The following is a 19,672-nucleotide window of genomic DNA, read 5'->3' as shown; positions in this document are numbered from 1 at the left end:
GCTTTTTTCTTGTCCCAACACAATATCATAGGATCCGAGGCCTTTACGCGAGGGCCGTCGGTCATCATCCGCAAATACAAGGCGGGCGGCATGCGGCGTCGCCGGTCCAAGACCATCGCCACCTTCATCGCCGGCGCGGGCGCCATGCTGGTGGTGGGCGCCGTCGCCGTCGCGGCCGTCTATGGCCCCGCCCTGGCGGGCGGCTGATCCTGCGGGCTGGCCGTCAGGCCAGCCACACCATCATGCGCGTATCCGCCTCAGCCCGACGCGCCCGGCTCCACGCCCGGCGCGTCTCGCCGGTGTAGAGAAAGCCGGCCTTTTCCAGCACGCGGCCAGAGGCCGGATTGTCGGCAAAATGCCCTGCGACCAGCGCCCGACGCTTCCACTTGCGGCTGGCCCAGACCAGGGCGGCGTCCAGCGCCTCGGTGGCGAAGCCCCGACCCCAGTATTCACGCCCGATCCAGTATCCGGTTTCCGGCACCCGGTCCTCGCCCTCGAACAGGCCGATAACGCCAATGGGCCCCACGTCCTCATGGTCGATGACGAAGGTGTTGGCTCGCCTGGGATCCTGCGAGGCCACCTGCAGCACGAAGTCGTCGGCGTCGCGCATCTGGAACGGATGCGGCATCCGCTTGGTCATGCGCGCGATGTCCAGGTCGTTGGCCAGGGCGGCGATGCGCGGCGCATCTTGGGGCGCGGGCGCGCGCAGGATCAGGCGCCGGGTCTCGACGACAGGAGAGGTTTCGATGACGCACATGGGCGTTGCCTCGGATTGTCGACCATCTCCTTAAAGGGCTCGGACGGTCTTCGAGGCGGGGAAACGCAAACGGGGAGCCTGGTGATCCAGACTCCCCGCGGATTATCATCCCTGGTCCGGATCGGCTGCTGGCAGGAGCAACGCGATCCGGGAAGGTCCAGACTGCGTTACTCGGCGGCCATCGCCTGAGCGGCGTCGTCATTGGCCGCGAGGATCGACACGTAACAACGGCCGCCACGTTTGGTGGTGAATTTCACAGCGCCGTTCGTCAGGGCGAACAGGGTGTGGTCGCGGCCCATGCCCATGTTCTCACCGGCGTGGAAGGTGGTGCCGCGTTGGCGCACGATGATGTTGCCGGCCAGCACGCGCTCGCCGCCATACTTCTTCACGCCAAGGCGCTTCGACTCAGAGTCGCGACCGTTACGCGACGAACCACCGGATTTCTTGTGAGCCATCTTGCCGCTCCGTACTTTCTTGGTGCGCTACCGGCCTTTCGGCCTACTTGAGCGCGTCCGTAACTTAGGTCTGGCGCCGAGGCGCCGGTGAATGTCTTAGGCTTCGTCGCCGGCGGCTTCAGCCTTGGGCGCGGCCTTCTTCTTGGCCGGAGCCTTCTTGGCGGGAGCCGAGCTCTCGACCACGACGCCCTTGACCTCGGCGCCGTCCACGTCGGTCACGACCGTCTCGGTCGAACCCAGCGAGGAGGTGGCGTCACGAGCGGCCAGGTTGCGAGCGCGCAGGTTGATCTCGGCCTTGGTGGTCAGATCGACCTTGCCGTCCCACTTGGCGGTCTCGCCGGCGCCTTCGATGCCGGTGATGCGCAGGACCGATTCCATCTGGCGATGGCCGTTCGTGCGGCGATAGCCCTGGCGACGGGTCTTCTTGAAGATCTTGATCTTCTCACCCTTGCGGGTCTCGACCAGGGTCGCGCCGACGAAGGCGCCGTCGATCAGGGGGGCGCCCAGGGTCACGCCCTTGTCGCCGCCCAGCATCAGGACGCTGTCGAACTTCAGCTCAGCGCCGGCGTCGCCGTCGAGCTTTTCGACGACGATGGTGTCGCCCGGTTGGACCCGGTACTGCTTGCCGCCGGTCTTGATCACCGCGTACATGTTGAAGCCTCAGCGCAAACGCAAAAAAAGATACGCCCCCGGAGAGGGCCCCGGCGGCGAAGAGCGGCGACATATACGGAAGGGTGTCGGAGAGTCAACGCCGAACCGGGCCGAAATTCAGCCCCGGACGGATTATCCCCGCTGTCGCCGCGTCTGAAACTCAGTCCAGGGCGCAGATGTCCGGCAGGCCCCTCAGCGTGCCGGCGTGGTCCAGGCCATAACCGACCAGGAAGCGGTTCGGCGCCTCCCAACCGACGAAGTCCGGCTCGGGCGCGCGGGGCTTGGGCCAGGGCTTCCTGGCGAACACGCAGGTCAGGACTTCGGACGCGCCGGCGTCCTTGGCGATGCGCACCGCTTCGGCCAGCGACAGGCCGGTGTCGAACACGTCGTCCAGTATCAGGACGCGGCGTCCCGCGATCGGGCGCTGGAACGGCGCATAGACGTCGATCCGGCCCCGGCTGGTCTGCTCGTCGCCATAGGAGGCCAGCCACAGGGCGTCGAAACGGACGTTGCGGCCAACGCGCGACAGGGCGCGGGTCAGGTCGGCCGCGAACCACAGGCCGCCGGTCAGCAGCACGGCGGCGACCGTGTCGTCGTCGATGACGGGCGCGATGCGCTGGGCCAGGTCGGCGACGATGCGCGCCACCTCGGCCTCGGACAGAAGAACGGTCGGCGTCGGGGAGGGATCAGCCATGATGCGAGGCCGATACCGCCTCACCATGCCCCTTGTCCACAGCCCCGACCGGCCGCGCGTCGATCGGCGCGGCCGTGTTCGGCGCCTCGGCGCCGGGCGCCGTCGCCGAGCGCAGCCCCTGCGAGGTTTCGGCGGCGGGCTGCGCTGCGTGCGCGGGCGCGGCCTTCGCATCATGTCCGCCGTGTTCAGCTGGGGGTTTGGCAGGCGCCGGGCTGGCCGGCGCGAAGTCGACGCCGATCCCGGCCCCGTGGCCGCCCGGATCGGGGATCAGGGCGGCGAAGCCCTGGACCTTGCCCGGCAGGATCGGCGCCGCGTCGATCTTTACGATCTTAAACCCGACCTCGGCGCCGGCGGCGTCCAGCAGCGCCACGCGAATCGGCGGCGAGACGATCTCTACGTCGCGCACATTGCGGATGGCGCCGGACACCACGACCATGCCGGGATGGTTCGGCGCAGCCTTGGCCGTGAGGGCTTCGAAGTCCAACCCGACCGGATTGACCGGCGCGCCGAAGAATTTGTAGGCCGAAGCGGCTCGGGGGAAGGCCTGAACGATCTCGACACGGAACAGGAAGGCCGAAACGATCAGGCCGATGAAGACGCTGGCCAGACCCGCCCAGATCACGCCCTGGGTGGCGGCGCGGCGCAGCTTCTTCTGGCGATCGGCGCGAGCGCGGAACGCCCGGGGCAACTCCGGCGCCGGCGTTTCGGCCAGGCTGGCGGCGGTCGGTGCGGGATCGGGTTCGGGCGGGGTTGCAGGCGTGGCGGCGGCGGCGACCGCCGGGTCGGGCGCCAAGGTCAGTTCCAGCGGCTCGTCGGGCGTGGCGCGCCAGACTTCGCCGCACGATTGGCAGCGCACCTTGCGGCCTTCGGGGCCTACGGCTTCGTCACGAATGAAATAGCTGGTGGCGCAGGCGGGGCAGGTCAGTATCATGTGGCTGACTGCGAGGCTGTCGCCCCCTCCCGTAAGGCGCGACGCCGCGCCCTGTTCCTGAAACACATACCATGCCGTCCTCGCCTGCCGAACCCGCCGCTATGACCGAGACCGTTCGCCTGTCCGGCGTCGGCTTCGGCTATGTCGGCGCGCCCGACGTGCTGCGGGACGTTAACCTCATTTTGCCGCGCGGCTCTTTCCACTTTCTTACCGGGCCGTCCGGGGCCGGAAAGTCTTCATTGCTGCGTCTGCTGACGCTGGCGGACCAACCCCGAACGGGAACCCTCCGCCTGTTCGGATCGGATGTCACGCGGATCGATCGTCGCGACATCCCGGCCTTTCGGCGGCGGATGGGCGTGGTGTTCCAGGATTTCCGCCTGCTGGACCACCTGTCGGCCTTCGACAACGTCGCCCTGCCCTTACGTCTCGCGGGCGGGTCCGAGGCCGAGTACGCCGACGACGTGCGCGAGATGCTGAAATGGGTGGGCCTGGGTCGCCGGATGGAGGCCCGTCCCCCCGCCCTGTCCGGCGGCGAGAAGCAGCGGTTAGCCATCGCCCGCGCCGTCATCACCCGCCCCGGCCTGATCGTGGCGGACGAACCGACCGGCAGCGTGGACGCCGTCATGGCCGACAAGCTGCTGCGGCTGTTCCAGTCGCTGAACAAGCTGGGGGCCACCGTCCTGATCGCCAGCCATGACGAGGCTCTAGCCCAGCGGTCGGGCGCGCGCGTCTTGAGGCTGGAGGCCGGACGGCTCGGCGAACCCTCGCGGGCCGCCGCATGATCCGCCTGTCCGACTTCAGCCTCTCCAGCCGCCGGCCCGGCCTGCTGCCGCCCGCCGCGGCCGGCGAGCCGTGGCTGATGACCGTCATCGCCGTCCTGTGCTTTTTGGCCTGCCTCGCCGCCGTCGCCGCCTCGGCCGCCGACCGCGCCGCGCACGGCTGGGCCCGACAGCTGGGCGCCGAGGCCACCGTCCAGGTCCGCCCCCGCGTCGGCGAAACCGGCGACACCGCCGCCGCCCGCGCGGCCGAGACCCTGTCGGGCGTCGATGGGGTGGAGGAGGCCGCCGCCCTGAGCCGCAAGGCGGCCGAGGACCTGCTGCGCCCCTGGCTGGGCGACGCGGTCCTGCCCGACCTGCCCCTGCCTCATCTGGTGACCGTGCGGCTGAACCGCGACGCCCCCGCCAGCGCCGTCACCCTGAGCCGCGCCCTGGCCGAGGCCGGACTGGACGCCACGGTGGACGATCACAGCCTGTGGCGCGGCGAGGTCGAGCGGTCCGCCGGCATGATCACGGTCCTGGCCGGCGCCGCCTTCCTGGCCGTCGCCTTCGCGGCGGCCGCCGCTATCGCATATGCGACCCGGGCAGGCTTGGCGGCCGGTCAAGGCGTGATCGAGACCCTGAGCCTGAACGGCGCGACAGACGGCGCCATCGCCTGGCTGTTCCAGCGGCGGTTCGGCCTGATGGCGGCTGGCGCGGGCGCGATCGGCGCCGGACTGGCGGCGGTTCTTCTGATCCTCCTGCGGTTCATCGGCGGATCGGGCGGCCTGACGGCGGCCCTGCCGATCAGCTGGAGCGACCTGGCGTTGCTCTCGCCTTGCCCGCTGCTCGCGGCTACGGTTGCGGTTCTCGCGGCGAGATTCGCCGCCATGCGAATGCTGGCTTCAGGACGGCCGACAGAGGGAGGGGGCGCATGAGACTGTTGAGCGTCATCTTCATCGCCGGTCTGATCTGGCTGGTCGGCCTGTTCGCCTTCGCCCACCGGGTGCGCGAACTGACGCCGGCCGACGACCCCGCCCGCGCCGACGCCATCGTGGCCCTGACCGGTCCGTCGTCCGAACGGGTCAACACCGCCATCCGCCTGCTGGAACAGGGCAAGGGCGAGCGGGTGCTGATCTCCGGCGTCAATCGCGAGGTGCGCCGTCAGGAGCTGCGCGAGCTGACCCCCGGCTCCAGCCGCCTGTTCAACTGCTGCGTCGATCTGGGTTTCGAGGCCGAGGACACCGTCGGCAACGCCCAGGAGATCGCCGCCTGGAGCCGCGCCAAGGGCTATCGCAGCCTGATCGTCGTGACCTCCGACTATCATATGCCGCGTTCGCTGGTCGAAATCCGGGGCCAGCTGCCGGGCGTGAAACTGACGCCCTACGCCATCTCCACCCCGTCGCTGGACAATGCGCGCTGGTGGCGGGCGGCGGTGACCGCGCGTCGGATGACGCTGGAATATATGAAATACCTCGCCGTCCTGGGGCGTGAGGGCGTGCGCCGCATCACCCGCGACCGGCCCGCCGCCGTACCGGCGGAGAGCGAAACCGCCCCTGACGAAAAGGCCGCGTCCTAAGTGAACACCCTGCGTTCCCTGATCTTCACCGCCTGGCTCTATCTGTCGATGCCGATCATCGCCATCGGCCTGTCGCCGGTCCTGCTGCTGCCGCACCGCTATGTACAGGGCGTGTGCAAGCTGTGGGCGAAGATCGTCCTGTTCGGCCTGCGCTGGATCGCGGGGGTCAAGGTCGAGGTGCGCGGTTTGGAGCACGCCCCGTCCGGCGCCGCCCTGATCGCGTCCAAACACCAGGGGATGCTGGACATCGTGGCCCTGCTGGCCGTCCTGCCCGACGCCTGTTTCGTGATGAAGAAGGAGCTGATGCCCCTGCCTTTCTTCGGCTGGTTCGCCTGGAAGGCCAAGATGATCGCCGTGGATCGCGCGGGCCACGCCAAGGCGCTGAAGGACATGACGCGACAGGCGCGCGACCGCCTGTCCGAAGGCCGCCAGATCGTCATCTTCCCCGAGGGCACGCGCAACGATCCGGGCGTGCCAGGCGACTACAAGCCCGGCGTCGCCGCCATCTATCGCGATCTGGAAGGCCCCTGCTGGCCCGTCGCCACCAACTCTGGCGTCCACTGGCCGGCTCATGGTTTCCGCCGGTATCCCGGCACGGTCGTTTTCGAATTCCTTGAGCCGATTCCGGCCCAGCTGAAGCGCGGCGCGATGATGGCGTTGCTGGAAAGTCGCATAGAGACGGCGTCGTTGGCGCTGCTGGAGCCGAAGGCCCAGCTTGCGCATTCTGAACCGGCCTGACCTCCCCGCTCGGGCGCCATTCATGGAAACGCCCGATGCTTCGCCCCCTTCTGCTCTCCGTCGCCTTCGCCGCTGTCGCCGGCTCCGCCTTGGCCCAGTCGCAACCCTACGAGCAGATCAGGCCCGCCCCCCAGAACTGGACCGTCGATCTCGGCGCGGGCGTCCTCTATCGCAATGACTCCAACGGCGACACGGGCTCCAAGACGACGGTCGCTCCGTGGGTTTCGGCCAATTATCGCGACTTGGTCTATCTGAACCCGATCGACGGCCTGGGCTGGAACGCGATCAAGACCGACGACTTCCGCGCCGGCCTGCAACTGCGCCCGCGCTTCTCGGCCGATGATATCGAAGGCCTGACGCTGGATCGTCCGGGCTTCGGCGCCGACCTGGCCGCTTACGCCTACAAGCGTCTGCCCGGCAATGTGGTCGTCGGCGGTCGGATCAGCCGCGACGTGTCCGACGTCAGCGAGGGCACGGAATACTATGCCTCCGTCGGTCATCAGCGCGTGACGTCGGTCGGCCTGCTGAACGCCTCGGTCTATGTGCGCGGCGGCGATTCCAAACTGGCCGATGCCTACTATGGCGTCAGCACCGCCGAGGCGGCCGCCAACGGCATCAGCGCCTATTCCCCCGGCGGCGGGCTTCAGGGCGCGGGCGCCAGCCTGGTCCTGCTGGTCCCGGTCGGCGACAATTGGGGCGCCGGGGCCTTGCTTAACTATGAACGCCGCCTCGGTGACGTGGCCGACAGCCCCCTGTCGCAAAGCGACGACGCCGTCCGCACCGGCGTCTTCATCGCCCGTCGCTTCGGCGGCTGATAGCAATGCGGCGGCTGCGAATGCGGCCGCCGCTTCTTGCCCTTTGATCAGGTGGCCGCGAACTCACTCAGCGCATCGATGACGGCGCGGTTCTGGTCTTCGGTGCCGATGGTGATGCGCAGAGCCTGAGGCAGGCCGTAGCCGCCGACAGGGCGGACGATGATGCCCTTGGTGTTCAGATAGTCGTTGGCGGCGGCGGCGCGCTCGGCGCTGTCGAACAACACCAGCACGAAGTTGCCGGCGCTGGGCAGGACGTTCAGCCCAAAGCCGCGCAGGGCCTGGGTCAGGCGCGGCTTCCAGTTCGAGATCAGATCGCGCGACGCCGTCTGGTGCGCCTCGTCCGACAGGGCGGCCGTCGCGGCCTCAAGCCCCGGCACCGAGACGTTGAACGGCAGCCGAATGCGGTCGATGGCCTCGGCGACTTTCAGCGGCGCATAGCCGAAACCGATGCGCAAACCGCCCAGGCCATGGATCTTGGAGAAGGTGCGGGTGACGACGATGTTCTCGGCGTCCTTGGCCAGCGGGAAGGCGGTTTCCCAGTCGGCCTCGGTCACATATTCCGCATAGGCCTCGTCCACGACCAGGATGACGTGGGCCGGCAGGGCGGCGTGCAGGCGACGGATTTCTTCGCCCGTATTGTAGCTGCCGGTCGGGTTCGACGGATTGGAGACATAGACGATCTTGGTCCGGTCATCGACCTGGGCCAGAAGCGAATCGACCTCGGCCTTGAAGTTCGGCTCGGGAGCCAGCTTGACCTGGGCTTCGCAACCCAAAGCGCTGATGCGGTAGGCGAGAAAGCCGTACTGGCCGCAGACGATGTTGTCGCCCGCCGTCAGATAGGTCTGGTTCAACAGGGCGAAGACCTCGTCCGAGCCGTTGCCGAAGATCAGCCTGTCAGGCTCCAGCCCGTGCAGTTCCGATACCGCGTTCCGCAGCTTGGTCGCCCGGCCGTCGGGATAGATGTGGATATTCTTGACTGCCATCTCATAGGCCGCACGCGCCTTTTCGCCCGCGCCCAGCATGTTCTCGTTGGACGACAGCTTCATCGGCTCGGCGACGCCGGCGATGGACGACTTGCCGCCGACATAGGGGGCGATGTCGAGGATGCCGGGCTTGGGGGCAGGGCCGTGTGGCGCGGTCGCGTCGGTCATGGAAAGCCTTGATCTCAGAAGATGGGGGCGGCGCCGATCACGCCGCTCATTCGTCCGGGCGCGCTCTTCAGCCGCCCGTCGTCGACCTGCACATAGCCCGTCAGCATGAACAGCTTCAACCCGCCCGCCGCCGCCAGCGGATCTGCGACCAGTCCCGCGTCACCCAGGGCGTCCACGATCTTGGTCTCGGACCAGCCGCTGTCGGTGACCCAGAAGCTGCGGTCGTCGCCCGTGGGGCCGGACATCTCCTTGCACACGACGAAGGCCTGGGGCCGGCCGCGCCGGTCGTCCGGCAGGGCGGCGACGATCTTCAGTTCAGGCCGCGCCAGCAGGCGGCCCCACCACGGCCGGTCGGGCGACAGGTCGATCACGGCGCGCGAGCCGGCCTCTGCCGCCTTCAACGCCTCGTCGGCGGACATAGGCCGCGACCGCAGGCCATAGCGGTCCGTGGCCAGGGCCTGGGCCACGCCGCCACAGACGACCAGCGCGGGTCCGGTCGCTACCTCGATCCGGCCCCACACCGCCTTGACCGCCGCACCCTCATCGGGCGAGGCGCCGTCTAACAGTTGACGCAGGGCGATGGCCGAGGCGTCGGCTCGGTCGCGCGGACCGGCGGCGACCCGCGCCCGCACCGCCTCGACCAGGGCGCGATCCAGCGCCAGCAGGACGTCGTCGGCTTCGGGCTCGTCCAGCAGGGCCATTAGAACAGCTTCGGCGCCGGGGCCAGCGGGAAGGGGCCGAGCCAGGTGCGGCCGTCGCGGAAGACCAGCGTCAGCGGCAGCTGCTCCTTACCCGTCGCCTCGGCGGCGCCCGCTGCGGCGGCGGCCCCTGCCGCACCGATGCGATTCACCGGCCCCTGACGCGTCGCCATCAGGCCGGCCAGGGCGGGCAGAGGCTTTTGCGCCTGGAGCTGGACCTGGCCGGTCAGCCGGCCGTTCGCATCGGCTCGCAAGACATCGCTGAAGAGGGTTGCGCGGCTGTCGCCGGCCTGCAGATCGCCGCGCACATTGCGGAAGGTTCCGCCCGCCTTTGTCCAGGCGGAGAAGACGCCCGCAGCATCGCCGCCAGTCTTCAGCAGGCTGGCCTGGCCGATCTCGGCCTCCAGCTGTGTCGTCAGGCGGCCGTCCTGGGCGAAGCCTTCGACGGGGCCGTCCGCCCGCCCCTGCCCGTCCACCAGCCGGAACATGACATCGACGTCGTCGGTCGGCGCGCTCGAACCTTCCAGATGCGGCCGAGCATAGAATTCGATCCGCGCCGCGCGAGCGATGGGGAAGGGTTCGGCGCCGGTCTGGGCCGTGAAGACCGGATTGACCATCTCCAGCGCCAGATTGGGCCAGCGCTGATCGATGCCGCTGGCGCTCATGCGGATGGCGTCGCCCTTGACCGCAACCTCGCCCTTGCCGGCGCGGGTCAGCATCAGGCCTTGCGGAGCCACCACCACCCATTTGGTCGGCTGATAGGCGTTGGCCTCCGCGGCCAGTTCGGTCGCCTTGATCGCATGGCCCGACGGCGCCTGAACGATCAGGTTCGTCAACGCTACATGGGTGCGAAACGGCCAGCCCTTGATGGATTTGTCGGCGAAGCGGATGTCCCAGCCGTCCTGACGCAGGGTCTGGACCTGGGCCTCAAGCCGCGTATCGATCTGGCGCGTCAGGAAGATCCACCATCCGGTCCAGGCCGCCAGCGCGATCAGCACCAGGATGAAGGGCGCATACAGGCCCTTGCGGCTGTGTCGCTTGGTCGTCGAGGCGTCGGTCATGCCGGACCTATAGCGCGCCGCACCTCGCCCTTCTAGGCGGTCAGGTCAGCCAGCACCGCCTTCGCCGCCCGCCGCGCATCCTCCGGCGCCAGCCCCAGCAGAAGCCCCCGCTGGCCGCCGTTGATCAGGATCTGATCGAACAGGATGGCGGTTTCGTCCATCGCGGTGGGGACGGCCTTTCGCTGGCCGAACGGGCTGACCCCGCCGACCTTGTAGCCTGTCAGCCGTTCGGCGTCGGCAGGCTTCATCATCTGGGCCGACTTGGCCCCCAGCACCGCCGCCAGCTTCTTCATGCTGACCTCGCAGTCGGACGGCACGATGACGCAGGCCGGAGCGCCGTCGATCAGGACCATCAGGGTCTTGAACACCTGTTCAGGCGCCACGCCCAGCGCCTCGGCGGCCTGCAATCCCACGCGCGGCGCGTCGGGATCATAGTCGTAGGGAAACAGAGCGAAGGCGACGCCGGCCTTGGTCAGGGCGACGGTCGCGGGCGTGGTCTTGGACATCCTAAGTCGTCTCGGGGTTCAGGAAACTGCGGGTCAGCTCGACCGCATCGGCCAGGCCCATGCGCTGGACCTCGGTCCCTGGCGGCAGGCTGGCGAACAGGCGGGTGGGGGTGGCGGCGTCCAGCATCAGGAACACCCCCTTATCGTCGCCGCGCCGGATCAGCCGGCCGAACGCCTGGGCGATGCGGGCGCGGGCCAGCGCATCGTCATAACCCTTCCCTCCCAACCGTTCGCGCCGCGCTTTGTGCAGCAAATCCGGGCGCGGCCAAGGCACACGGTCGAAGGCGAGCACCCGCAGCGACCGTCCAGGCACGTCAACCCCGTCGCGCACGGCGTCGGTGCCCAAAAGGCAGGAATTCTCCTCGACCCGGAACATGTCCACCAGCGCCCCGACCTCCAGCGGATCGACGTGCTGGGCATATAGAGGCACGCCCGACTTCGCCAGATCCGGCCCCAGCCGCTCATAGACCGCCTTCAATCGGCGAATGGCGGTGAACAGGCCGAGGCCCCCGCCGCCCGCCGCCAGGAACAGTTCGCGCATCGCCGCCGCTGTCTGGCGCGGATCGTCCTTGACCAGGTCGTTGACGACGATGACCCGGCTGTTGGCCGCATAATCGAACGGGCTCTCGACCTTCAGGGTGCGGGGCGGTTCGATCAGACGCGCCGAGCCGGTCCGCATCCGCGCCAGGTCGAAAGGGTCTTCCTGCAAGGGATCGGACAGGGTGGCCGACGTCACCAGCACCCCGTGCGACGGCACGATCACGGCGGCCTCCAGCGGAACCGTCGGGTCGATCCAGTGGCGACGCAGGGCCACGTCGTGGATGCGGCCGAACGCCGTCTCGGCCGACAGCCAATCGACGAAGTCGGGATCGGGCTGATCGCTGCCATCTTCCAGCGCCGCCAGCATCGACCGCCACCCCGGCAGGGTCATGCGCGCGCGCCGATCCAGCCCGCGTAGCGCCCCCTCGATACGCGACCGTTGCGATCCGTCCAACTCGGCCGCTTCGTCGTCGAGGATGTCCTCCAGATGCCGCGACAGGGCCAGCAACGGCGCCTCTATGGCGGCCAGGGCCTGGGCCGCCGCACGCGCCGTTTCGGCGACGGGATCGGTCACCGGCTTCAGCGCGCACTCCATGCCGAACTCGGGCCCGCCATAGGTGTTGGTCTCCGCCGTGCGGGCGCGCAGCTGGTCCAGGGCGGCGGCCAGGAAGGCTTCGATCGGGCCGATCGGATTGACCTCGCCCGAGGCTGGCGCAACGCGGCCCGACACGCCTTCCCCCGGCAGGGCGGCCGAGGCGCGGATGGCGTCCTGCAGCGCCTTCATCGCCGCCTCATTGTCGTTGACCATGTCGCCCAGCCGCTGTTCCAGCCCGCGACCGCGACGCCCCCGCCCCTCCGGCCCCCGGATCCAGCGGCGCAGCTCGGCCGCCTCCTGGCCCGACAAGCAGGCGGAAAAGGCGCTGTCGGCGGCGTCGAACAGGTGGTGGCCCTCGTCGAAGACGATCCGCTTCAGCGCCGCCGTCTCACCGTCCGACTTCTGGCCCCGCGCAGAGCGTGCGCCGTCGAACGCCGCTTGGGTCAAAACGAGGGCGTGATTGGCGATGACCAAATCAGCGCGGCGGCTGGCGCGGATGGTCTTTTCGACGAAACAGGCGCGGTAGTGGGGACAGGCGGCGTGGACGCACTCGCCGCGCCGATCCACCAGATTGGCCGCTCCCGCCGCATGGGCCGCCGGCATGGCGAACAGGCCGGGCAGCCAGCCGGGAAAGTCCCCGCCCGTCATGTCGCCGTCGCGCGTATGCAGGGCCCAACGCCCGGCCAGCGCCAGGCCGATCAGGTCGCCATTCCCCAGCTGGGCCGCCTGCACCATGTCCTGAAGATTAAGGACGCACAGATAGTTCTCGCGCCCCTTGCGGATTACCGCCTTCTTCTTGCGCTCGGCCGGATCGGGCCACAGCGAATGGCTTTCACGGTCGATCTGGCGTTGCAGCGCGCGGGTATAGGTCGAGATCCACGCCGCTCCCTGGTTCCGCTCGGCCCATAGGGAGGCGGGCGCCAGATAGCCCAGGGTCTTGCCCGTGCCGGTCCCCGCCTCGGCCAGCAGCATGCGGGGCCGCCCCTCCTCATTCCTCGGCGAAAAGGCGAAGGCGGCCTCGGCGGCGTAGTCCGATTGGGTCGGCCGCGTCTCGTCCAGACCCGAGGCCTGAAGCAATTTCTCCAGCCGGATGCGCGCGCTCTCGCTGTCGACCGGCGCCGATCCCGCCTCGCCGCGCGGCGCCTCGTCCTCCCATTCGGTCAGCCGCGACCAGACATCCATCCCTGACCCGCGATGCTGGCGCGCCCGCACGCCACCGGCCTCCAGCGCCTGTACCACCCGCTCGCCCCAGGCCCAGCCGGCGCGCTGCATCGTCAGCGCCAGGACATAGGCCGCCTCGCGCTCGGCATAGGCCGGATCGGCCAGTTCGCGCAGCAGCAGTCCCGCGGCCTCGCGCAGGGCCGCCGCCTGTTCCTCCGCCGATTTCGGCTCGGCCGATCCCAGCGACAGCGCCAACCCCGTCGGCGACGGCGCACAGAAGCGCGCCGGCCGCACGAAGGCGTAAAGCTCCAGCACGTCCATCAGATCAGTCGATCGCGGCGGCGGCGTCAGCCCCAACCGGCGCGCCGTCAGCGACGCATGCGCTGCCATCACCGGGCCGGTGCTGAAGAACCCCTCGGCCGCCCCGCGTCCGATCTTCCTGGCCCCCGCCTCATCGCACACCGCACCGGCGCCCGGCGGCGTGGCGAGCGCCGGCGGCAAGTTCGCCCACGGCTGGGCGCCGCTCAGGCGGGTTTCGAAAATGACGGATTCGTCGGACACGTCCGATAGATAGCGAGCCTGGGGCTGAAACGGAACGGGAACATGCTATATCCCGTCCGTGACGACCGCCGCCGCTCCCGCAACGCTTCCGCCCCTGTTCGCCGACTGGTTCGCGTCGCGCGGCTGGTCGCCCCGGCGGCATCAGCTGGAGATGGTTGCGGCGGGGGAGGCCGGCCGCCACGCCCTGCTGGTCGCGCCGACAGGCGGGGGCAAGACGCTGGCGGGGTTTCTGCCCAGCCTGATCGACCTGGCCGAGCGCGAACCTAAGCCGACGACCGGGCCTGGGTCGGGGGTGCATACGCTTTATCTGTCGCCGCTGAAGGCCCTGACGACGGACGTCGAGCGCAATCTGATGACCCCGATCCGCGAGATCGGGCTGAATATCCACGTCGAGACGCGCACCGGCGACACCAAACAGTCCAAACGCCAGCGACAGCGTGATTTTCCGCCCGACATCCTGCTGATCACGCCCGAGCAGTTGGCCCTGTTCTGCGCCTGGGAAGGCGCCCGTTCTTATTTCGCCGATCTGAAGTGCGTGGTGCTGGACGAGGTCCATGCGATCTGGAGCGGCAAGCGCGGAGACCTGTTGTCGCTCGGGCTGGGCCGTTTGCAGAGCTTCGCGCCCGATATGCGACGGGTGGGGCTGAGCGCGACCATCGAGGATCCCGATCTGATCCGGCGGTGGTTGGCGCCGGGCGATGCGGAGACGAAGACCCCCTCCCCCGCTTCGCGGTCCCCCTCCCCGCAAAGCGGGGAGGAGACTCTGGCCGACCTGTTTCCTCCCCATGCCATGGGGAGGGGGATCGCCGAAGGCGGTGGAGGGGTTCTTGACGCGGTGACTCTCGTCCGCGGCGACCCCGGCGCGCCTGCGGTCATCGACGTGCTGATCTCCGAGGGCAAGGTGCCGTGGGCGGGCCACACGGGCCAGCACGCAATTCCTGAGGTGTATGCCGCCATCCAGCGTTCGACCCTGGCGCTGATCTTCGTCAACACCCGCTGGCAGTCGGAGTTCGTGTTCCAGCAGTTGTGGGCCATCAACGACGAGAACCTGCCTATCGGCCTGCACCATGGCTCGCTGGCGGCCGAGCAGCGGCGCAAGATCGAGGCGGCCATGGCGCGCGGCGATCTCAGGGCCGTGGTCTGCACCTCGACGCTGGATCTGGGCATCGACTGGGGCGACGTGGATCTGGTCATCCAGATGGCGGCGCCCAAGGGCTCCAGCCGCCTGGTCCAGCGGATCGGCCGCGCCAACCACCGGCTGGACGAGCCGTCGCGTGCGCTTCTGGTGCCCGCCAGCCGTTTCGAGATGCTGGAGTGCCAGGCGGCGCGCGAGGCCGTCGCCGACAACGCCTTCGACTGGGAGCCGGTCCACATCGGCACGCTCGACACTTTGGCCCAGCACGTCATGGGCGTCGCCTGTTCCGAGCCGTTCGACATGCAGGTCCTGTATGACGAGATCACCGGCTGCGGCCCCTATCGCGACCTGACCTGGGAGCAGTTCGAGGAGGTGGTCGATTTCGTCGCCACCGGCGGCTATGCGCTGCGCACCTACGACCGGTTCGCCCGGATCGTGCGCACGCCGGATGGCCGCTGGAAGGTCCGCAACCAGCACATCGCCCAGCGGCACCGCATGAACGTCGGCGCCATCGTCTCGGCGGGAACGCTGAACGTTCGCGTCGCCAGCCGTCGCGGCGGCGCCTCGCGCCAGCTGATCGGCGGCCGCAAGGTGGGCGAGGCCGAGGAGTGGTATTTCGAACAGCTGACACCCGGCGACACCTTCCAGTTCGCCGGCCAGACCTGGGCGTTTCAGGGCATCACCGGGACCGACGCCCTGGTCACCCACGCCAATGACAGCGACCCCAAGATTCCGTCATGGGGCGGATCGAAGTTCCCGCTGTCGACCTCGTTGGCCGACCGGGTGCGGACGATGATCCACGACCGCGACCACTGGCGTGTCCTGCCGCCCGACGTGCAGGAATGGCTGGAGTTGCAGGAAACCCGCTCGGTCATTCCCGACGCCGAATCCATGCTGGTGGAAACCTTTCCGCGCGGCAGCCGGCATTTCCTGGTCGCATACCCGTTCGAGGGCAATCTGGCCCACACCACCCTGTGCATGCTGCTGACCAGGCGGCTGGACCGGATGGGCGTCGGGCCGCTGGGCTTTGTCGTGACCGACTATTCGCTGGCGATCTGGTCGATCAAGCCGATGGACACGATCGATCTGGACGCCCTGTTCCAGCCGGACATGCTGGGCGACGATCTGGAAGCCTGGCTGGAGGAAAGCTTCATGATGAAGCGATCCTTCCGCAATTGCGCCCTGATCTCGGGCTTGATCGAGCGCCGCCAGCCCGGCGCCGAAAAGACCGGCCGGCAGGTGACCTTCTCCACCGACCTGATCTACGACGTGCTGCGCCGCCACCAACCTGACCATCTGCTGCTCAAGACCGCCCGCGCCGACGCCGCCTCCGGCCTGCTGGACGTGGCGCGCCTGGGCCAGATGCTGGCGCGCATCGAGGGGCGCATCCGCCACCAACCCTTGAACCGCGCCTCGCCGTTCTGCGTGCCCGTTCTGGTCCAGATCGGACGCGAGCGGGTCAGCGGAGACGCCGCCGAAATGATCTTGGACGAAAGCGCCGACCTGCTGATCGCCGAGGTCATGGACGACGCCGAGCCGCCCAGCCCGTCGGGTGCCGCATGAACGCCGCCCTGCGCCAGACCCTGTCCCCGGCCCGCAAGATCTGCGGTTCGCTGAGCGTGCGGATCGCAGGCGAGGCCTGCGTATTGCGCTGTTCCGGAGCGATGTGGGTGCCGGCCCACGGCGCCCTGATCGTCGCGGATCTGCATCTGGAAAAGGGGTCAGCCTTCGCCGTGCGCGGCCAGCTTCTGCCGCCCTATGACAGCCGCGCCACGCTGGACAGGCTGGAAGCCGAGATTGTCGAGCTGAACCCGGCCGTAGTCATGCTGCTGGGCGACAGCTTCCATGACACCAAGGCCATTCCCCGCATGGCGGCCGACGACCGGGCGCGGCTGGACCGGCTGGCGGCGGGGCGCGACTGGCTGTGGCTGGAAGGCAATCACGACCGCGAGGCGCTCGCTCGCGATGCGGACACGGCGTCCCGCCTGCCCGGCCGGGTCGTCGGCGACATGATGCTCGGCGCGCTGCGTCTGACCCACGAACCGGAGGCGCTGAGCGCCGACGACGATCGTCGTGGCGAGGTCGCGGGCCACCTTCACCCCGCCGCCAAGGTCGCCGCCTATGGACGCGGCGTGCGCCGTCCTTGCTTCGTCACCGACGGATCGCGCATCGTCCTGCCGGCCTTCGGCGCCTTCACCGGCGGGTTGAACGTGCGCGATCCCGCCATCGCCGACCTGTTCGCCGCCCCGCCCATGGCCGCCGCCCTGGGACGCGACCGGGTCCACGCCCTGGATTGGGCGATCCTGCGATAGTTTGTTCGTAAAGCGTTCAGCACGTCGCTTCACCGCATCTTGGCGGACAGCGATGCAGGATGACGGCGGATCAATGTCACGGACACCCGCCTCATGTTCACGCCCCGTCGCATCGTCATGGCCGCCCGCCTCGGCTTCGCCCTGGCGGCCTTGGGCATGGCCGTCCTGATGCTGGGGCCCTTTCAGGGTCTGGAACAGGTCTTCGGCCTGAACGACAAGGCCGCCCACGTCATCGCCTTCTATGGCGTGGCCAACGGCCTGTTCCTGATCGCGCCGAACCAGCGCCGCGACGACTTGGCCCTCTATGTCATCGCCGCCGCCTTCGGGGCGGAACTGCTTCAGGCCCTGACCGGCCGAAGCGTCTCCGTCATCGATTTCCTGGCGGGTGCGGCCGGCGTCGCCGCCGCCTGGGCGCCCGGCCGGATCGAACAGTTGCGCCAGGCCTTCCGCCGCCATCCGGACATGACGCTGGCCGAGATCGACCGTCTGGATCGCCGCCTGCGCCGTCGCCGCGTCGAAACCAGCCGCCCGGGCGTCGCCGTCCTGCGCCCCTAGGGCTCCAGCTCGATGTCCCAATAAAGGTAGTCCAGCCAGCTCTGGTGCAGATAGTGCGGCGGGAAGCGTCGGCCGGCGTCCTGTAGCTGCCAGGCGTTGGGGCGATAGGGTTCGCGGCGGATCGGCATCATCGCCTGGCGCGGCGTTCGTCCGCCCTTGGCCAGATTGCAGGGGCTGCAGGCCGCGACGATATTGTCCCAGGTCGTGCGTCCGCCCTGTGAGCGCGGGATGACGTGGTCGAAGGTCAGTTCGGCCGACTGACCGCAGTACTGACAGGCGAAGCCGTCGCGCAGAAAGACGTTGAAGCGCGTGAAGGCGGGGCTGCGGTCCTGATCCACATAGCTGCGCAGCGCAATCACGCTGGGAAGCTGCATCTCCATCGACGGCGAGCGGACGACCTTGTCATACAGGGACACCACGTCCACGCGGTCCTGATAGACCGCCTTGACCGCCTCCTCCCACGGCCACAGCGACAGCGGATAATAGGACAGCGGCCGGAAGTCGGCGTTCAACACCAGGGCGGGGAAGCCGGAGGGTGGTCGATGGAGAACCTGCATCAGGCCCTCCCGCGCGGACGGGGGGATTTTGAGGCGACAGAGGTGAGGACACGTCTCCTTCCCTAGTCTTGTGAGATCAGCCTACCCCTGATTCCCGATCATCGCCATGACCAGTGTGCAGCGTTTTCGTGACGTCCTGCCTCAGACCCGTCGCGCGTGGGTCGGGAACCCCGGCAGGGTCCAGCCCCAGCGCAAGGCGGCCGCGCGCAGCAGGAAGCCCGACAGCGCCGCGACGATGGCGGCAGGCCAGACGCCGACGCCCGGCGCCCTCAGCACCATATAGACCGTCGCCGCCAGGATCGCGGCCGTGACGTTGATCTCTCGCCGCAGCAGGATCGACGGCTGACCCGCCAGGGTGTCGCGCACCACCCCGCCGAAACAGGCCGTCAGCGTGCCCATGACGATGCAGATCAGGGCCGGCGCCCCGGCTGCCTCGGCCTTGGCCGCCCCCATCACGCCATAGGCCGCAAGACCCACCGCATCCAGCCACAGCAGGGCGCGAAACCGCCAGTCGCGCTGCCCCACCAGCCAAAGGGCCGTCGAGGCGAAAAGGCAGACCGCCAGATAGCGCCAGTCCTGCACCCAGAAGACCGGCAGGCCGAGCAGCAGGTCACGCAGCGTCCCGCCGCCCACGCCGGTGATGGCGCCGAAGAAGGCGAAGGTGACGACGTCGTGCTTCTCGCGCGCGGCGGCCAGGGCGCCGGTGGCGGCGAAAACCGCCACGCCGGCGAAATCCAGCGCGGTTAACACGGTCTGCGGATTGCGCAGCGGTTCGGTCAGAGCGGGATCGAGCGGGGTCATGCCGGCGCATCCAGCGCGATCTCGCCGCGCTTCACGCCCGTGTACCAGGCCCACAGCAGATGGGTGGCGACCGCACGATAGGGCCGCCAGATCTCGGCGCGGGCATAGGCGCCCTTCTGATCGGGCCGCACCTCTGCGCCGTCCGCCCAACGGATCGCCTCCTGCAAGGCCACGTCGCCGCCGGGGAAGACATCCAGCCGCCCCTCGCACATCATCAGATAGGCCTCGGCCGTCCACAGGCCGACGCCCTTCAGCGCCGTCAGGGACGCAATCGCCGCCTCGTCATCCAGGTTGGCCAGATGCTCCAGATCGATCTCGCCCGCGATCTGCGCCCGCGCGATCACCTGTCCATAGGTCGCCTTCTGTCGCGACAGACCCATGCCGCGCAGTTGATCCAGATCGTGCGCCAGCAACAGCTCGGGCGTGATGCCGCCCATGCCTTCACGCAGCCGCGCCCAGACCGAAGCGGCCGAGGCCACCGACACCTGTTGCTCCACGATCATGCGGAACAAACCTTCGAACCCGCCAACTCTCAACCGCCACTCCAGCGGCGGCGTCTGGGCGTCCACGCGAACGAGCGCCGGATCAGCGGTGACCAGCGCCCGGCGCGCGGCGGCGATATCATCAGGCGTGGGTGCGAGCGGCATACGCTATGCTTACGGCC

The 19,672-nt window shown here is 68.9% G+C and carries 22 protein-coding genes; 9 read left to right on the top strand and 13 right to left on the bottom strand.

From position 1 onward, the window contains the following. Window positions 1-9: 9 nt before the first annotated feature. On the top strand, window positions 10-207 hold the full coding sequence (locus QRN13_RS01445; RefSeq protein WP_039244035.1) for a hypothetical protein: 198 nt from the start codon (window positions 10-12) through the stop codon (window positions 205-207). Between the two features lie 16 nt (window positions 208-223). Here QRN13_RS01445 and QRN13_RS01440 read toward each other — a convergent pair whose 3' ends face one another. The 5 genes from QRN13_RS01440 to QRN13_RS01420 all read right to left on the bottom strand — a co-directional run bounded on the left by QRN13_RS01440 (window position 224) and on the right by QRN13_RS01420 (window position 3,488). After that, complete coding sequence (locus tag QRN13_RS01440) at window positions 224-757, bottom strand: GNAT family N-acetyltransferase (protein ID WP_045810625.1); 534 nt, start codon at window positions 755-757, stop codon at window positions 224-226. A 167-nt stretch (window positions 758-924) separates the two neighbouring features. After that, window positions 925-1,212, bottom strand: coding sequence for a 50S ribosomal protein L27 (gene rpmA, locus QRN13_RS01435; protein WP_039244031.1), 288 nt, complete (start codon window positions 1,210-1,212; stop codon window positions 925-927). A 96-nt stretch (window positions 1,213-1,308) separates the two neighbouring features. Beyond that, on the bottom strand, window positions 1,309-1,863 hold the full coding sequence (gene rplU / locus QRN13_RS01430; protein WP_017506418.1) for a 50S ribosomal protein L21: 555 nt from the start codon (window positions 1,861-1,863) through the stop codon (window positions 1,309-1,311). Between the two features lie 160 nt (window positions 1,864-2,023). Then, the gene (locus tag QRN13_RS01425) at window positions 2,024-2,557 is read right to left on the bottom strand and encodes a phosphoribosyltransferase (protein WP_055754434.1); all 534 of its coding nucleotides are present in this window, start codon (window positions 2,555-2,557) and stop codon (window positions 2,024-2,026) included. Continuing rightward, window positions 2,550-3,488: an MJ0042-type zinc finger domain-containing protein gene (locus QRN13_RS01420; RefSeq protein ID WP_284876546.1), complete on the bottom strand. Its 939-nt coding sequence runs from the start codon at window positions 3,486-3,488 to the stop codon at window positions 2,550-2,552. Before QRN13_RS01420 ends, QRN13_RS01425 begins: the two co-directional genes overlap by 8 nt. Before the next feature lie 101 nt (window positions 3,489-3,589). On the opposite strand from QRN13_RS01420, the gene QRN13_RS01415 reads away from it, so the two are divergent. The 5 genes from QRN13_RS01415 to QRN13_RS01395 are packed head-to-tail and all read left to right on the top strand — an operon-like array spanning window position 3,590 to window position 7,375. After that, entirely contained in the window at window positions 3,590-4,270 is a 681-nt protein-coding gene (locus QRN13_RS01415) for a cell division ATP-binding protein FtsE (protein ID WP_284876545.1), read from the top strand. Beyond that, window positions 4,267-5,181: a cell division protein FtsX gene (locus QRN13_RS01410; RefSeq protein ID WP_084375396.1), complete on the top strand. Its 915-nt coding sequence runs from the start codon at window positions 4,267-4,269 to the stop codon at window positions 5,179-5,181. Before QRN13_RS01415 ends, QRN13_RS01410 begins: the two co-directional genes overlap by 4 nt. Then, window positions 5,178-5,822: a YdcF family protein gene (locus QRN13_RS01405; protein ID WP_066627937.1), complete on the top strand. Its 645-nt coding sequence runs from the start codon at window positions 5,178-5,180 to the stop codon at window positions 5,820-5,822. The genes QRN13_RS01410 and QRN13_RS01405 overlap by 4 nt, the downstream gene beginning before the upstream one ends. Beyond that, window positions 5,823-6,560 carry a lysophospholipid acyltransferase family protein gene (locus QRN13_RS01400; RefSeq protein WP_066552743.1) on the top strand — a complete coding sequence of 246 codons (738 nt, stop codon included), beginning with the start codon at window positions 5,823-5,825 and terminating at the stop codon, window positions 6,558-6,560. Between the two features lie 35 nt (window positions 6,561-6,595). After that, window positions 6,596-7,375, top strand: a complete 780-nt coding sequence (locus QRN13_RS01395) for a MipA/OmpV family protein (RefSeq protein WP_284876544.1) — start codon at window positions 6,596-6,598, stop codon at window positions 7,373-7,375. A 47-nt stretch (window positions 7,376-7,422) separates the two neighbouring features. On the opposite strand, the gene hisC is transcribed toward QRN13_RS01395, so the two are convergent. The 5 genes from hisC to QRN13_RS01370 are packed head-to-tail and all read right to left on the bottom strand — an operon-like array spanning window position 7,423 to window position 13,648. After that, complete coding sequence (gene hisC / locus QRN13_RS01390) at window positions 7,423-8,526, bottom strand: histidinol-phosphate transaminase (RefSeq protein ID WP_284876543.1); 1,104 nt, start codon at window positions 8,524-8,526, stop codon at window positions 7,423-7,425. 14 nt (window positions 8,527-8,540) lie between these two features. Next, window positions 8,541-9,227, bottom strand: coding sequence for a hypothetical protein (locus tag QRN13_RS01385; protein WP_284876542.1), 687 nt, complete (start codon window positions 9,225-9,227; stop codon window positions 8,541-8,543). Further along, window positions 9,227-10,285 carry a DUF2125 domain-containing protein gene (locus tag QRN13_RS01380; protein ID WP_284876541.1) on the bottom strand — a complete coding sequence of 353 codons (1,059 nt, stop codon included), beginning with the start codon at window positions 10,283-10,285 and terminating at the stop codon, window positions 9,227-9,229. Before QRN13_RS01380 ends, QRN13_RS01385 begins: the two co-directional genes overlap by 1 nt. Before the next feature lie 32 nt (window positions 10,286-10,317). Beyond that, window positions 10,318-10,791 carry a Cys-tRNA(Pro) deacylase gene (ybaK, locus tag QRN13_RS01375; RefSeq protein WP_284876540.1) on the bottom strand — a complete coding sequence of 158 codons (474 nt, stop codon included), beginning with the start codon at window positions 10,789-10,791 and terminating at the stop codon, window positions 10,318-10,320. Window position 10,792: 1 nt separating this feature from the next. After that, entirely contained in the window at window positions 10,793-13,648 is a 2,856-nt protein-coding gene (locus tag QRN13_RS01370) for an ATP-dependent DNA helicase (RefSeq protein ID WP_284876539.1), read from the bottom strand. A gap of 151 nt (window positions 13,649-13,799) precedes the next feature. Here QRN13_RS01370 and QRN13_RS01365 point away from each other — a divergent pair, with 151 nt between their 5' ends. From QRN13_RS01365 to QRN13_RS01355, 3 genes are all read left to right on the top strand, one after another. Further along, window positions 13,800-16,346, top strand: a complete 2,547-nt coding sequence (locus QRN13_RS01365; RefSeq protein WP_502868567.1) for a ligase-associated DNA damage response DEXH box helicase — start codon at window positions 13,800-13,802, stop codon at window positions 16,344-16,346. Continuing rightward, window positions 16,343-17,095, top strand: coding sequence for a ligase-associated DNA damage response endonuclease PdeM (gene pdeM, locus QRN13_RS01360; protein ID WP_284876537.1), 753 nt, complete (start codon window positions 16,343-16,345; stop codon window positions 17,093-17,095). The genes QRN13_RS01365 and pdeM overlap by 4 nt, the downstream gene beginning before the upstream one ends. Before the next feature lie 93 nt (window positions 17,096-17,188). Further along, on the top strand, window positions 17,189-17,650 hold the full coding sequence (locus QRN13_RS01355; protein ID WP_284876536.1) for a VanZ family protein: 462 nt from the start codon (window positions 17,189-17,191) through the stop codon (window positions 17,648-17,650). Here the strand turns inward: QRN13_RS01355 and QRN13_RS01350 are convergent. From QRN13_RS01350 to QRN13_RS01340, 3 genes are all read right to left on the bottom strand, one after another. Continuing rightward, complete coding sequence (locus QRN13_RS01350) at window positions 17,647-18,207, bottom strand: HNH endonuclease (RefSeq protein ID WP_026108602.1); 561 nt, start codon at window positions 18,205-18,207, stop codon at window positions 17,647-17,649. The genes QRN13_RS01355 and QRN13_RS01350 overlap by 4 nt on opposite strands. Window positions 18,208-18,348: 141 nt before the next feature. After that, window positions 18,349-19,008: a trimeric intracellular cation channel family protein gene (locus QRN13_RS01345; RefSeq protein WP_066552818.1), complete on the bottom strand. Its 660-nt coding sequence runs from the start codon at window positions 19,006-19,008 to the stop codon at window positions 18,349-18,351. After that, the gene (locus QRN13_RS01340; RefSeq protein ID WP_284876535.1) at window positions 19,005-19,655 is read right to left on the bottom strand and encodes a DNA-3-methyladenine glycosylase family protein; all 651 of its coding nucleotides are present in this window, start codon (window positions 19,653-19,655) and stop codon (window positions 19,005-19,007) included. The genes QRN13_RS01345 and QRN13_RS01340 overlap by 4 nt, the downstream gene beginning before the upstream one ends. Window positions 19,656-19,672 lie beyond the last annotated feature (17 nt).

Origin of the sequence: Brevundimonas sp. MEB006b (genome assembly GCF_030209705.1) — a bacterium.
Taxonomy (GTDB): domain Bacteria; phylum Pseudomonadota; class Alphaproteobacteria; order Caulobacterales; family Caulobacteraceae; genus Brevundimonas.
Note: the sequence above shows the minus strand (reverse complement) of the source record. Positions and strands in the feature narration are given on the sequence as shown.